This window comes from Streptomyces sp. NPDC098781 (assembly GCF_044759995.1).
Classification (GTDB): domain Bacteria; phylum Actinomycetota; class Actinomycetes; order Streptomycetales; family Streptomycetaceae; genus Streptomyces.
In genome coordinates, this window is the sequence record NZ_JBIWAK010000002.1 from 379,352 (window position 1) to 392,703 (window position 13,352).

The following is a 13,352-nucleotide window of genomic DNA, read 5'->3' on the forward strand; positions in this document are numbered from 1 at the left end:
TGTACGGATGCAGATACGGATGCAGATACGGATACGACGGACTGCGTGCTCAAGCCTTCACCAACCCCTGCTGCGCGGCCCCGCCCAGCGCCAGATACACGTCCTCCAGGCTGGGCGTGGCGAGCGTGAAGTCGTCGAGCGCGGCGAACGCGGCCCCGCCGGTCACGGTGGCGACGACCGCGCGGGCCTCCTCGGGTGCGAGCCGCAGCGTCCAGCGCCGCCCCGACTCCACGACCCGGTCCTGGAGCGCGGCGACCTCGGGCACGTCCAGCGGCGCCCGGTCCCGCCAAAGCAGTTCGACCCGCACCTCGCCGGCGACCTGTTCCTTGAGCCCGGACGGCGTGTCGCAGGCGATCACCCGTCCCCGGTCGAGCACGGCGACCCGGTCGAGCACGGTCTCGGCCTCGATGACGTTGTGGGTGACCAGCAGCACGGTCGTCCCGCGCTCGGCCCGCCGCCGGTCCACGGCCGACCACACGGCGCGTCGGGCCACCGGGTCCATCGCCGTGGTCGGCTCGTCGAGCACGAGCAGCGGCCGCTCCCCCACGAGCGCGGCGGCGAAGCAGGCCAGCCGCCGCTGTCCGCCGGACAGCTTCTTCAGCGGACGCCCGGCGAGCGGGGTGAGACCCAGCTCCTCGAGTACGGCGTCCCGCTCGTCCCGCGCCTGCCGGGCCTCCAGGCCGCGCAGCCGCCCGGTGGTCTCGGCGGCGAGCGACACGGTCAGCTCGTCGAGTGCGGTGGACTCCTGCCCGAGGTAGGCGAGGATCCGCGCGGCCCGTTCCGGATGGCGTACGACGTCGTGGCCGAGGATCTCCACGCTGCCGGCGTCGGGCCGCATCAGCCCGGTGAGCTGTCGTACGAGGGTGGTCTTGCCGGCGCCGTTCGGCCCGAGCAGCCCGAAGATCTCGCCGCGCCGGATGTCCAGCCGTACGTCGTCGGTCGCCCGCACCTCGGGCGTGCCCGGCGCCCCGCGCCGGCCGCGTACGGCGGGATAGGTCTTGGTCAGCCCGCGCACGGCACACACGACGTCGCCATCGTGCCGAAATACCTGTGCCGCGCGCGTACTCACAAGGGACGAGACTACGGGGTCCGGACCCCGCTTCCGTCCTCGGGTCGGCCACTCGGCACATTTCGTCCGCGAAGCGTCATAGTCCCACTCACTGCCCCGGACCCGATCGCCGCCCCTCGACCAGGGGGCCCGGCCGTGCGACGGGCGTCCGGTCCGGCTCACTCACCCGCGGGCGCGTGCTCCGCGGCAGTCCGCACATCGATCTCGCGCCAGAACCCGGCCCGGATCGCATAGCGGTCATGCTCGTCGATCTGGTCGTCCTTGTGCGCGAGCAGTCCGAACCGGGCCGCGTACCGCAGCAGCTCGCCGTCGATCCGATGCGGAATCCGCGGATACATCCCGGACAGCTTGTGCATATGGCTCTGGTCCCCCAGCCGCCCCATCCACCGCCGCGCGAACACCTGCCCCACCTCGTAGGGATCGCCGCCGACCGTGGTGATGTCCTCCTCCCGGTCGGCCCACCGCTGCTCCGCGGTGGTCAGCTGGGCGAGCGTCGGCATGGACGCGACCTCCGGCGCCTCGGCGGCGCCCCCGGGCCGGTCGACCCACCCCTTGTCGGAGGACCAGCGCAGGGTGGCGCTCGCCGGGTGCTGGGTCGGCTGGACGCCGGGCGCGCGCAGCGCCGCGAGGTCCTTCGGCGTGGGCACGCCCTTGGGCGCCGACACCCGCTCCTGCGTGCCGTTCTCCGAGGCGGCGACCACGGGCGCGTGCTCGACCTCTTCGGCGGTTCGCTCGGCCGTGGCGCCGAGCGCGGAGTCGGGCAGCGGCGCGGACAGGATCGCGGCGATCTCGGGCCGCGGCACGGGCGGCGGCGCGCACACGCCGGTGAGCTCCTTGGCGCGTACGGCCTTGGTGATCCACGTACGGTCGAGCACCCGCCGTTCGTCGGCCTCGGCGACCAGGTCCTCGGACTGGTTGTAGTCACCGTCGGCGGCCTGCACGGCCCACAGGTGTACGGCGACCCCGTGCTCCTTGGCGGCCATCATGCCCGGCAGCAGATCGCCGTCGCCGGTCACCAGCACCACGTCCGAACAGGCGCGGTTGCGGGCCAGTTCGGTGAGCTCGGCGTGCATCGCGGCGTCCACGCCCTTCTGCGCCCAGCGGCCGTCGCTGCGGGTCAGGGCGCCCAGCCGGACGGTGACCCGGGGCATCACCCGCAATCTGCGGTGCTCGGGCTGGGGGACGCGGTCGGGAGCGCCGTCGAACCAGTAGATGCGCAGCAGAGGCTGTTCGGTGTCGGACTCGGCGCGTTCGCGCAACCCCTGGATGAGGGCGGCATGGTCGACGGTGATCCGGGACCGGGACGGTTCCCCGGCGAGCAGGCTGGCGGCGGCCCCCAGCAGATACCCGGCGTCCACCAGGACGATGCAGCGGTCCACGCGACTCACCCTCTTCCCGGGAGGTTTGCTTCGGGCTTCCTTCGAGTCTGCCCGACCGCGCGGGGGTTAACGGGCCGAACTCGATCTTCGGCGTGGCGTTTCGAGGTATCGGTTCGACGGCGCACCACGCCTCACGCCCCGACAACCGCTGTCACACACGGTAATTATCCGAAATGCGTTCTTTATCAGCCTATGTGAATCTGGTCGCGGCCCTGGCCCCTAGATCCCCCACAGGAGGCAGATCACCATGGCCAAGAACAAGAAGCAGGACCGTAAGCAGCCGCAGTCCGAGCGTGGTCAGCAGCAGGCACAGCACTCCTCCATGGAGGCGCAGACCGAGCCGCACATGGCGCAGGTGACTCCCGCCGACATGGCGCGCAAGGGCAAGCAGAAGCGCTTCGGCCACAACTGACATCCGCAGGACGGGCCGTTGCGGCCCGGGCACACGATGAGGGGCGCACCCGACGCGCGAGGTGCGCCCCTCTCGTACGAGTTCGGCTCAGCCGGCCAGGCAGGACGGTCCGAGCAGCACCTTCAGGTCACCGAACAGCGCCGGATCGGGCTTCACCCGGTGCCGGTCCAGCCGGAGCACCGTCGTCTTCGTCGGGCCCTGGAGCTTGATGCGGACCTCGCTCTCACCCTTGTGGTGGGTGAGGATCTCGCCGAGCCGGCTGACCATCGGCGGAGTGACCCTGGTGGCCGGGATGGTGAGGATCACGGGCGCGTTGGTGCCCGCGTTCGACAGGTCGGGGACCTGGAGTTCCATCGCGACCAGCCGCGGCACGTCCTCGCGCTTGTCGAGGCGGCCCTTGACGAACACGACGGCGTCCTCGACGAGTTGGGTCGACACGAGCTGGTACGTCGCCGGGAAGAACATGCACTCGATGGAACCGGCGAGGTCCTCGACGGTGGCGATCGCCCAGGCGTTGCCCTGCTTGGTCATCTTGCGCTGGAGGCCCGAGATGATGCCGCCGATGGTCACGACCGCGCCGTCCGAGTGCTCACCGCCGGTCAGCTGGGCGATGCCCGCGTCGGCCTTGTCGGACAGCACGTGCTCCAGGCCGAAGAGCGGGTGGTCGGAGACGTACAGACCGAGCATCTCCCGCTCCTGGGCGAGCAGATAGGTCTTGTCCCACTCGTCGTCGGTGAAGACGACGTCGAGTCCGAAGCCGGGCTCACTGCTCTCCTCCTCGCCCATCCCGCCGAAGAGGTCGAACTGTCCCTCCGCCTCCTTGCGCTTGACCGCGACCACGTTGTCGATCATCGGCTCGAAGTGCGCGGTGAGGCCCTTGCGGGTGTGTCCCAGGCTGTCGAACGCACCGGCCTTGATCAGGGATTCCGTGGTCCGCTTGTTGCACGCGGTCGCGTCGACCTTGTCGAGGTAGTCGGGGAAGGAGGCGTACTTGCCCTTGGCCTTACGGCTCTTGATGATCGACTCGACCACGTTGGTGCCGACGTTGCGCACGGCTTCCAGGCCGAAGAGGATCACGTCGTCGCCCTGGGCGGCGAAGTTGTGCACCGACTCGTTGACGTTCGGCGGGAGCACCCGGATGCCCATGCGGCGGCACTCGTTGAGGTAGATCGCCGACTTGTCCTTGTCGTCCTTGACGGACGTCAGCAGCGCGGCCATGTACTCGGCGGGGTGGTTGGCCTTGAGGTAGGCGGTCCAGTACGACACCAGGCCGTACGCGGCGGAGTGCGCCTTGTTGAACGCGTAGCCGGCGAAGGGGACCAGCACGTCCCACAGGGCCTGGATGGCCTCGTCGCTGAAGCCCTTCTTGCGGGCGCCCTCCTGGAAGAGGACGAAGTTCTTCGCCAGCTCCTCGGGCTTCTTCTTGCCCATCACGCGGCGGAGGATGTCGGCCTCGCCGAGCGAGTAACCCGCGATGATCTGGGCGGCCTTCTGCACCTGCTCCTGGTAGACGATCAGGCCGTAGGTGACGTCCAGGACCTCCCTGAGGGGCTCCTCGAGCTCCTTGTGGATCGGGGTGATCTCCTGGAGCTTGTTCTTGCGCAGGGCGTAGTTGGTGTGCGAGTCCATGCCCATCGGGCCGGGACGGTAGAGCGCGGAGACGGCGGAGATGTCCTCGAAGTTGTCGGGCTTCATCAGCCGCAGCAGCGAGCGCATGGGGCCGCCGTCGAACTGGAAGACGCCCAGGGTGTCGCCGCGCTGGAGCAGTTCGAAGGTCGTCGGATCGTCGAGCGGAAGGCTCAGCAGATCGATGTCAATGCCCTTGTTGGACTTCACCATCTTGACGGCGTCGTCCATGATCGTCAGGTTGCGCAGGCCGAGGAAGTCCATCTTCAGCAGGCCGAGCGACTCGCAGCTCGGGTAGTCCCACTGGGTGATGGTCACGCCGTCGGAGTGCCTGACCCAGACGGGCACGTGCTCCGTGATGGTCTCGCTGGACATGATCACGCCGGCGGCGTGCACACCCATCTGCCGGACCAGGCCCTCGACGCCCTTGGCGGTGTCGATGACCTTCTTGACGTCCGGCTCGTTCTCGTACATCGAGCGGATCTCGCCGGCCTCGCTGTAGCGCGGGTGCGACGGATCGGTGATGCCGTTCAGATCGATGCCCTTGCCGAGCACGTCGGCGGGCATGGCCTTGGTGAGGCGGTCGCCCATGGCGTACGGGTAGCCCAGCACGCGCGCGGAGTCCTTGATGGCGTTCTTCGCCTTGATCTTGCCGTAGGTGCCGATCATGGCGACCTTGTCGGCGCCGTACTTCTCGGTGACGTACCTGATCACCTCGACGCGCCGGCGCTCGTCGAAGTCGATGTCGACATCGGGCATGGAGATGCGCTCGGGGTTGAGGAAGCGCTCGAAGATCAGGCCGTGCGGGATCGGGTCGAGGTCGGTGATGCCCATGGCGTAGGCGACGATCGAGCCGGCCGCGGAGCCTCGGCCGGGGCCGACCGCGATGCCGTTGTTCTTGGCCCACATGATGAAGTCGGCGACCACGAGGAAGTAGCCGGGGAAGCCCATCGAGATGATGACGTCCATCTCGTACTCGGCCTGCCTCTGGCGGTCCTCGGGGATGCCGCCGGGGAAGCGGCGCTCCATGCCGCGGCGGACCTCCTCCTTGAACCAGGTGACCTCGGTGTAGCCCTCGGGGATGTCGAACTTGGGCATCAGGTCGCGCTTCTCGAACATGCCGGTGGTGTCGACCATCTCGGCGACCAGGAGCGTGTTGGCGCAGCCCTCCTGCCAGGCGTCCGAGGAGTCGATGGCGTACATCTCGTCCGTGGACTTCAGGTAGTAGCCGGTGCCGTCGAACTTGAAGCGGTCCGGGTCGGAGAGGTTCTTGCCGGTCTGGATGCACAGCAGGGCGTCGTGGGCGGTCGCCTCATGCGCGTACGTGTAGTGCGAGTCGTTGGTGACCAGCGGGGGGATGCCGAGCTTCTTGCCGATCTCCAGGAGGCCGTCGCGGACCCGGTGCTCGATCTCGATGCCGTGGTCCATCAGCTCCATGAAGTAGCGGTCCTTGCCGAAGATGTCCTGGTAGTCGGCGGCCGCCTTGAGGGCCTCGTCGAACTGTCCCAGGCGCAGCCGGGTCTGGACCTCGCCGGAGGGGCAGCCGGTGGAGGCGACGATCCCCTGCGACCACTGGGCGATGGTCTCCTTGTCCATCCGGGGCCACTTCTGGAGCCAGCCCTCGGCGTAGGCGTCGGAGGAGAGCCGGAAGATGTTGTGCAGGCCCGTCCTGTCGGTGGCCCACATCGTCTTGTGGGTATAACCACCGGAACCGGACACGTCGTCGCGCTTCTGGTGCGGCTGGCCCCACTGGATCTTGCGCTTGTTGCGCCGGGACTCGGGGGCGACATACGCCTCGATACCGATGATCGGAGTGATTCCGGCATTCTTGGCAGTATGGAAGAAGTCGTACGCCCCGTGGAGGTTGCCGTGGTCGGACATGGCGATGTGGGTCATGCCCATCTCGTTGCACGCGTTGAACATGTCCTTCAGCCGCGCGGCGCCGTCCAGCAGGGAGTACTGGGTGTGGACGTGCAGGTGCGTGAACGGCGGCTTTGACACGGTTTCGGCCTCCAAGGCGAACGGACGTCGACAAGATCCGGACCAGATCCCGACGGGTTGCGGACAGTCTGGGGGACAGCGTCGAAGTCTATGCCTCGGCACTGACACCGGGGCCGGTTCCCCGCGTACCTTCATCCGAAGAAAGCGGGCACTCCCACGGACCGTCGCACGTTGCCACGAGGGGAGGATCCGCCCCACCACGTCATGCACCACCTGCACCAGGAGGCACCCAGCGATGTCGGTCCCCCAGCTCAACGACGAGCAGCGCGGCGACGAGATCCTCGCCGTCTTCGACACCGCCTTCGGCGAGCTCCTGGCCGCCGATCCGGCCGCGTTCCGCGTGAAGTTCCGGAAGATGGCGGCCTCGGCCTTCGCCTTCTACCGCGGCACGGCGTGCCTCTTCTACCACGACCTCGACGCCGAGAAGCGCGGCGGCCCGTTCCTGGACGAGCGCACCTCGCGGGTGTGGATCCACGGCGACCTGCACGCGGAGAACTTCGGCACGTACATGGACGCCAACGGCCGCCTGGTCTTCAACGTCAACGACTTCGACGAGGCGTACGTCGGCCCCTTCACCTGGGACCTCAAGCGGTTCGCCGCCTCGGTCGCCCTCATCGGGTACGCCAAGGCGCTCAGCGACGAGCAGATCACCGAGCTGGTGGGGATCTACGCGGGCGCGTACCGCGAGCGCGTGCACGCGCTGGCGACCGGCGCCAAGAGCGACGAGGTGCCGCCCTTCACCCTGGACACCGCGCAGGGCCCGCTCCTGGACGCGCTGCGCGACGCCCGCGCGCTGACCCGCTTCGGACTGCTGGAGTCGATGACGGAGATCCGTGACTTCGAGCGCCGCTTCGCCCCGGGCGGCGGCTCCATCGAGCTGGACGCGGCCACCCGCTACAAGGTCCTCGCGGCCTTCGACGGCTACCTGGAGACGCTGCCGGACGCCTCGCTCGCCCGCCCCGACTCCTACCGGGTCAAGGACGTCGTCGGCCGGCGCGGCATCGGCATCGGCTCGGCCGGGCTGCCGTCGTACAACATCCTGCTTGAGGGCCACACCGACGCCCTCGAGAACGACGTCGTGATCTACATCAAGCAGGCCCAGACCCCCGCTGTCTCGCGTCACATCACCGACCAGGCGATCCGTGACTACTTCGAGCACGAGGGCCAGCGCACGGTGATCTCGCAGCGCGCCCTCCAGGCGCACGCCGACCCGTGGCTGGGCTGGACCGAGCTGGACGGCTCGGGCCAGCTGGTCGCCGAGGTCTCGCCGTACGCGGTGGACCTGGACTGGGGCGACATCGACGACCCGGAGGAGATCGCGGCGGTCGTCGCCGACCTCGGCCGGGCCACGGCCGCGATGCACGCGGCGGCGGACGACACCTCCGGCGAGTCCCTGGTGCCGTTCTCCACCGAGCGCGCCATCGACGCGGCCATCGCGGCCGACGAGGACGGATTCCCGGAGCTCCTGGTCGACTTCGCCCACGAGTACGGCGCACGCGCGCGTGCCGACCACCACATCTTCGTGGACCTGTTCCGCAACGGCCGGATCCCGGGTCTGTGACGGAAAGGTCGCACAGAGCCCCCGCCCGGCCGCTCACAGGCACCCTTTAAGGGTCTCTTACAGGCCCACGTGACACACTCTCCTCCGCTATGGACATAACCGGGACCCAGCTGCGAGCCGTGCGCGCGGCGCTGTTCACGTCACTCGTCGTGACGCTCAGCACCGCGTCGCACGTGCTGCTGTCCCGCGCGCCGCTGCCGCTGAACACGGTGGCCCTGGTCGCGGCCGTCGTGTTCGCCCTGGCGTACGCGCTGGCCGGCCGGGAGCGGACCTTCGGTCGGATCGCCGCCCTGCTGATCCCGCTGGAGCTGGCCGCCGACACGGTCCTCACCACCGGCCAGCACGTCTGCTACGGCAGGGCGGGCGGGCCGGTCGCGGGCCCGCTGGCCTCCGTCGGCTGGGATGTGCTGTGCGGCGACGGCACCCAGGTCGGCGCCCCGCTCGCGCAGGTCACCGGCACCGACCCCGATCAGCTCGGCGGTCTCCTCGGGCACGTCGACCCGGTCACGGCCTGGCTGCTGCTCGGCGCCCACATCGGCGTCGGCCTCCTCGCCGCCGCCTGGCTGCGCCGCGGCGAGCGGGCCCTGGCCCAGCTGCTGCGCGCGGCGACGGCCACCACGTTCCGTCCGCTGCTGCTGGCGGTCGCGGCGGTGCGGGTGCGCACGACCACGCCGGCCCGCCGCCTGCCGCGTCCCACCGGCCGTACCGTCTCGACCCGCAGCCTTCTGCTCGTGCACTCCCTGGGACGGCGTGGACCGCCGTGCTCACCCGCCTTCACCCGCGCGTGAACAGCGTCTGAGCACCACAGCCCACCCCTACGTATTCCGCACACGACGTGTGCGCGTCCCCATGGAGATCACCAACATGAGCAAGCGGAACAGCCAGGCCGCGAAGACGGCGGCCCGAGAGCGGCTGCGCGTCGAGCGCGAGCGCGAGGCCAAGCGCGCGAAGACGCGGCGGCAGATCATCGTCGCCGCCTCGGTCGTCGGCGTCCTGGCGGCGGCCGGCGGCATCGGCTACGCGGTCGTGCAGGCCAACAAGCCCACCCACTGGGAGTCGGCGAAGGACGACAAGGTCGTCGCGCCGGCCAACACCACGGGCACCAACGGCACGACCGTCGTCATCGGCAAGGACAGCGCCAAGAAGACCCTCAAGATCTACGAGGACCCGCGCTGCCCCGTCTGTGCCTCCTTCGAGCAGGCCGTCGGTTCGACCGTCGACAAGGACGTCGAGGACGGCAAGTACAAACTGGAGTACATCGGCGGCACGTTCATCGACGGCGACCAGCTGAAGGACGGCAAGATCGGCACGAACGGCGAGGGCTCCAAGAACGCGATGAGCGCCATGGGCGCCGCGCTGAACGTGAGCCCGGAGGCGTTCCTCGCGTACAAGAACGCCCTCTACTCCGCGAAGTACCACCCTGCGGAGACCGAGGACAAGTTCAAGGACGACAGCTACCTGATCGAGGTCGCGGACACCGTCCCCGCTCTGAAGGGCAACGCCAAGTTCGAGAACGCGGTGAAGAAGGGCACGTACGACGGCTGGGCGCTGGCGATGTCGAAGCTCTTCGACACCAACAAGGACGGCGTCACCGGCACCCCGAGCTTCGTCATGGACGGCAAGATCCTCAAGACCGCCGAGGACCGCCAGCCGATGACGGTGGCGGAGTACCGCCAGGTGGTCGACGCGGCACTCAAGGGCTGACGCCGACGCCTCACCCGGCGACCGTGTGAAGAGCGGGCGAACTTTTGCGAGTTCGCCCGCTCTTGGTCATACCAGTCAGTAACCTGATCGGCTGTGACCAGTCGATACAGATCATCCGAGCAGCACAACTCCCTTACTCCTCGCCGCCGTACGGTCGTCAAGGCCGCGGCGGCGACGGCTGTCCTGGCCGGTCCGCTCGCCGCCGCGCTGCCCGCCGGCGCCGTCGAAGCGGCCCCCGCCTTCCTGCACGGCGTCGCCTCCGGTGACCCACTGCCCGATGGTGTCCTGCTGTGGACCCGGGTCACGCCGACCGCCGACGCGACGCCCGGCTCCGGCCGCGGGCCGGACACCGAGGTCAGCTGGATCGTGGCCCGCGACAAGGCGCTGATGAACGTCGTCGCCAAGGGCTCGACCACCGCGACCGCCGTCTCCGACCACACCGTCAAGGCGGACATACGTGGTCTGGAGCCGGCCACCGACTACTGGTTCCGCTTCTCGGCCGGCGGCACGGACTCCCCGGTGGCGCGCACCCGCACCGCGCCGGCGGCGAACGCGTCCGTCGCCGGCCTGCGCTTCGGCGTGGTCTCCTGCGCCAACTGGGAGGCCGGCTACTTCGCTTCGTACCGCCACCTCGCCGCCCGCGGCGACCTGGACGCCTGGCTGCACCTCGGCGACTACATCTACGAGTACGGCGCCGGCCAGTACGGCACGCGCGGCACGTCCGTGCGGCAGACCGCGCCGACCCACGAGATCCTCACGCTCGCCGACTACCGCATCCGGCACGGCCAGTACAAGACGGATCCGGATCTCCAGGCCCTGCACGCGAAGGCGCCGACCATCGCGATCTGGGACGACCACGAGGTGGCCAACGACGCCTGGTCGGGCGGCGCCGAGAACCACACCGAGGGTGCCGAGGGCGCCTGGGCCGCACGCCAGGCCGCCGCGAAGCAGGCGTACTTCGAGTGGATGCCGGTGCGCCCGGCGATCGCCGGCACCACCTACCGCCGGCTGCGCTTCGGCAAGCTCGCCGACCTCTCCCTGCTGGACCTGCGCTCGTTCCGCTCCGAGCAGGTCAAGGTCGGCAACGGCGAGGTCGACGACCCGGACCGCACGCTCACCGGCCGCGCCCAACTCGACTGGCTGAAGGCCGGTCTGAAGTCCTCCGACACCACCTGGCGGCTGGTCGGCAACTCGGTGATGATCTCGCCGTTCGCGATCGGCTCCCTCACCGCGGACCTGCTCAAGCCGCTGGCCAAGCTGCTCGGCCTGCCGCAGGAGGGCCTCGCCCTCAACACCGACCAGTGGGACGGGTACACGGACGACCGCCGCGAACTGCTGGCGCACCTGCGCACCAACGCCATCCGCAACACCGTCTTCCTGACCGGCGACATCCACATGGCGTGGGCCAACGACGTGCCGGTGGACGCCGGTACCTACCCGCTGTCGGCGTCCGCCGCCACGGAGTTCGTCGTCACGTCGGTCACCTCCGACAACCTCGACGACATCGTGAAGGTCCCCGAGGGCACGGTCTCCGCCCTCGCCTCGCCGATCATCCGGGCGGCCAACCGGCACGTCCACTGGGTCGACACCGACCGCCACGGCTACGGCATCCTGGACATCACGGCCGACCGCGCGCAGATGGACTACTACGTCCTGTCCGACAAGACGAAGCAGAACGCGACCGCGTCCTGGGCGCGTTCGTACCGCACGCGCAGCGGCACGCAGAAGGTCGAGCGGACGTACGACCCCGTCTGACGGGTCCCGCGCAGTCCCGCACCGGCCTGCGCAGCCCTACCGGACCGCCCGATCTAGAGGGTTTCGAGGAAGCCGAGCGCCACCCGCCAGGTGGCCTCGGCGGCTTCCTCGTCGTAGTCCGGCAGATCGCGGTCCGTGTAGAGGTGACCCGCCCCGGCGTACCGGTACACCTCCACGTCGGCGCCTGCTCTGCCCATCTGGAGGTACCAGGCGCTCAGCCAGTCGTCCGTCTCGAACGGGTCCGGCTCGGCCACATGCAGCTGCACCGGCAGATCGTCCACGAAGGCGCTCGGCGCGATGTCCGACGTGCCGTGCAGCAACAGCAGTCCGCGCGCCTTCTCGTCGCCGAGCGCGAGGGTCTGCGCGATGGACGCGCCGAGCGAGAACCCGGCGTACACAAGACCGCGCTCCGAGTACGGCGCGGCGGCGAGCACGGCCCGCTTCAGCAGCTCGTCCTTGCCGATCCGCTCCTTGAACTCCATGCCCTCCTCGACCGTCTCGAAGGTGTGCCCCTCGAAGAGGTCCGGCGTCCACACCTCGTGTCCGGCGGCGCGCAGCCGGTCCGCGGCGTCACGCACCGCGGGCCTGAGACCGAAGGTCGAGTGAAAGAGCATGATGTTCATGAGGCCATGGTGCCAGCCGGGTACGACAACACCGTGACCACCGCCTCATGGACGCGGATGTTCATGACCCCCCTCAGCTGGTTACGTTCGGAGGCATGGAGAACATACTCCGCCCGCTGATCGTGATCGGCGGCTCGGTCCTGCTCACCCTGCTCATCGGGTGGGCCACCGACCGCCTCATGCGCAAGGCCGACCAACGGCACAGCGAGACCCCGCTGTGGGGTCTGTTGCGCCGCGCCCGCGTGCCCTACCAGCTCGTGCTCTGCACGGCCCTGCTCAGAGGGTCGTACGACGAGACCGAGCTGTTCCAGGAGTACCGGGTCGCCATCGGCCGGGTGCTGACGCTGGTGCTGATCGGGGCAGCCGCCTGGCTGGCGATCGGCATAGCCGCGGCGGTCGTGGAGACCTCGTACAGCCGCTACGCCCGGGTCCACCGGGATCCCGCCCGGGTGCGGCGGGTGCGCACACAGGTGACGTTGATCATGCGTGTGGTGTCGGCGGTGGTCGGCGTCGTGGCCGTGGCCGCGATGCTGCTGACGTTCCCGGCCATGCGCGCGGCCGGCGCCTCACTGCTGGCCTCGGCCGGCATCCTCGGCATCGTCGCCGGTGTCGCGGCCCAGTCCACGCTGAGCAACATGTTCGCCGGGCTCCAGATCGCCTTCGGCGACATGGTGCGCATCGGGGACACCGTCGTGGTGGACGGCGAGTGGGGCACGGTCGAGGAGATCACGCTGACCTTCCTGACCGTGCGGACGTGGGACGAGCGCCGGATCACGATGCCTGTGTCGTACTTCACGTCCAAGGCGTTCGAGAACTGGTCGCGCGGCGGCGCCCAGATGACCGGCACCGTCTTCCTCCACGTCGACCACTCGGCCCCGATGGAGGCGATGCGCGAGAGGCTGCGCGACATCCTGCGCGAGTGCCCCGCGTGGGACGGGCGTGACTACGGCCTGGTCGTCACCGACTCCACGCCGAGCACCATGGAGGTGCGGGCGCTGGTCACGGCCAAGGACGCCGACGACCTGTGGACGCTGCGGGTCACCGTGCGCGAGCAGCTGATCCGCTGGCTGACCGACCAGCACCCCTACGCGCTGCCGCGGGTCAACGCGGCGGACGCGGCCGTGCCGCCCGGCTTCCCCGTCCCCGGGCGCGTCCCGGGCGTCCGGCGCACCTTCCAGCACGACCACCAGCCGACGGCGCGGCCGGAGCGCCCCTGACCGAA

The 13,352-nt window shown here is 69.6% G+C and carries 10 protein-coding genes; 6 read left to right on the plus strand and 4 right to left on the minus strand.

Annotation, left to right across the window (positions count from 1 at the left end; genetic code table 11):
• Nucleotides 1-49: 49 nt before the first annotated feature.
• Both ACIQWG_RS07815 and ACIQWG_RS07820 read right to left on the minus strand, forming a co-directional pair.
• A complete protein-coding gene (locus tag ACIQWG_RS07815) occupies nt 50-1,024 on the minus strand; it encodes an ABC transporter ATP-binding protein (protein ID WP_404091742.1) in 975 nt (324 codons plus the stop codon).
• A gap of 203 nt (nt 1,025-1,227) precedes the next feature.
• Nucleotides 1,228-2,448, minus strand: coding sequence for an NYN domain-containing protein (locus ACIQWG_RS07820; protein ID WP_404091745.1), 1,221 nt, complete (start codon nt 2,446-2,448; stop codon nt 1,228-1,230).
• Between the two features lie 247 nt (nt 2,449-2,695).
• Between ACIQWG_RS07820 and ACIQWG_RS07825 the strand changes: the two genes are divergently transcribed.
• Nucleotides 2,696-2,860: a hypothetical protein gene (locus ACIQWG_RS07825; RefSeq protein WP_404091747.1), complete on the plus strand. Its 165-nt coding sequence runs from the start codon at nt 2,696-2,698 to the stop codon at nt 2,858-2,860.
• 87 nt (nt 2,861-2,947) lie between these two features.
• On the opposite strand, the gene dnaE is transcribed toward ACIQWG_RS07825, so the two are convergent.
• Nucleotides 2,948-6,487 carry a DNA polymerase III subunit alpha gene (dnaE, locus tag ACIQWG_RS07830; protein ID WP_404091750.1) on the minus strand — a complete coding sequence of 1,180 codons (3,540 nt, stop codon included), beginning with the start codon at nt 6,485-6,487 and terminating at the stop codon, nt 2,948-2,950.
• 235 nt (nt 6,488-6,722) lie between these two features.
• Here dnaE and ACIQWG_RS07835 point away from each other — a divergent pair, with 235 nt between their 5' ends.
• The 4 genes from ACIQWG_RS07835 (at nt 6,723) to ACIQWG_RS07850 (ending at nt 11,507) form a co-directional block, all read left to right on the plus strand.
• Nucleotides 6,723-8,048: a DUF2252 domain-containing protein gene (locus tag ACIQWG_RS07835; protein ID WP_404091753.1), complete on the plus strand. Its 1,326-nt coding sequence runs from the start codon at nt 6,723-6,725 to the stop codon at nt 8,046-8,048.
• Nucleotides 8,049-8,137: 89 nt separating this feature from the next.
• The gene (locus ACIQWG_RS07840) at nt 8,138-8,836 is read left to right on the plus strand and encodes a hypothetical protein (protein WP_404091755.1); all 699 of its coding nucleotides are present in this window, start codon (nt 8,138-8,140) and stop codon (nt 8,834-8,836) included.
• Between the two features lie 76 nt (nt 8,837-8,912).
• The gene (locus ACIQWG_RS07845; RefSeq protein WP_404091758.1) at nt 8,913-9,752 is read left to right on the plus strand and encodes a thioredoxin domain-containing protein; all 840 of its coding nucleotides are present in this window, start codon (nt 8,913-8,915) and stop codon (nt 9,750-9,752) included.
• A gap of 93 nt (nt 9,753-9,845) precedes the next feature.
• Nucleotides 9,846-11,507 carry an alkaline phosphatase D family protein gene (locus ACIQWG_RS07850; RefSeq protein WP_404091761.1) on the plus strand — a complete coding sequence of 554 codons (1,662 nt, stop codon included), beginning with the start codon at nt 9,846-9,848 and terminating at the stop codon, nt 11,505-11,507.
• Nucleotides 11,508-11,560: 53 nt separating this feature from the next.
• Here ACIQWG_RS07850 and ACIQWG_RS07855 read toward each other — a convergent pair whose 3' ends face one another.
• A complete protein-coding gene (locus tag ACIQWG_RS07855) occupies nt 11,561-12,130 on the minus strand; it encodes a dienelactone hydrolase family protein (protein WP_404091764.1) in 570 nt (189 codons plus the stop codon).
• 95 nt (nt 12,131-12,225) lie between these two features.
• Here ACIQWG_RS07855 and ACIQWG_RS07860 point away from each other — a divergent pair, with 95 nt between their 5' ends.
• Nucleotides 12,226-13,347 carry a mechanosensitive ion channel family protein gene (locus ACIQWG_RS07860; protein ID WP_404091767.1) on the plus strand — a complete coding sequence of 374 codons (1,122 nt, stop codon included), beginning with the start codon at nt 12,226-12,228 and terminating at the stop codon, nt 13,345-13,347.
• The last annotated feature ends 5 nt before the right edge of the window (nt 13,348-13,352 follow it).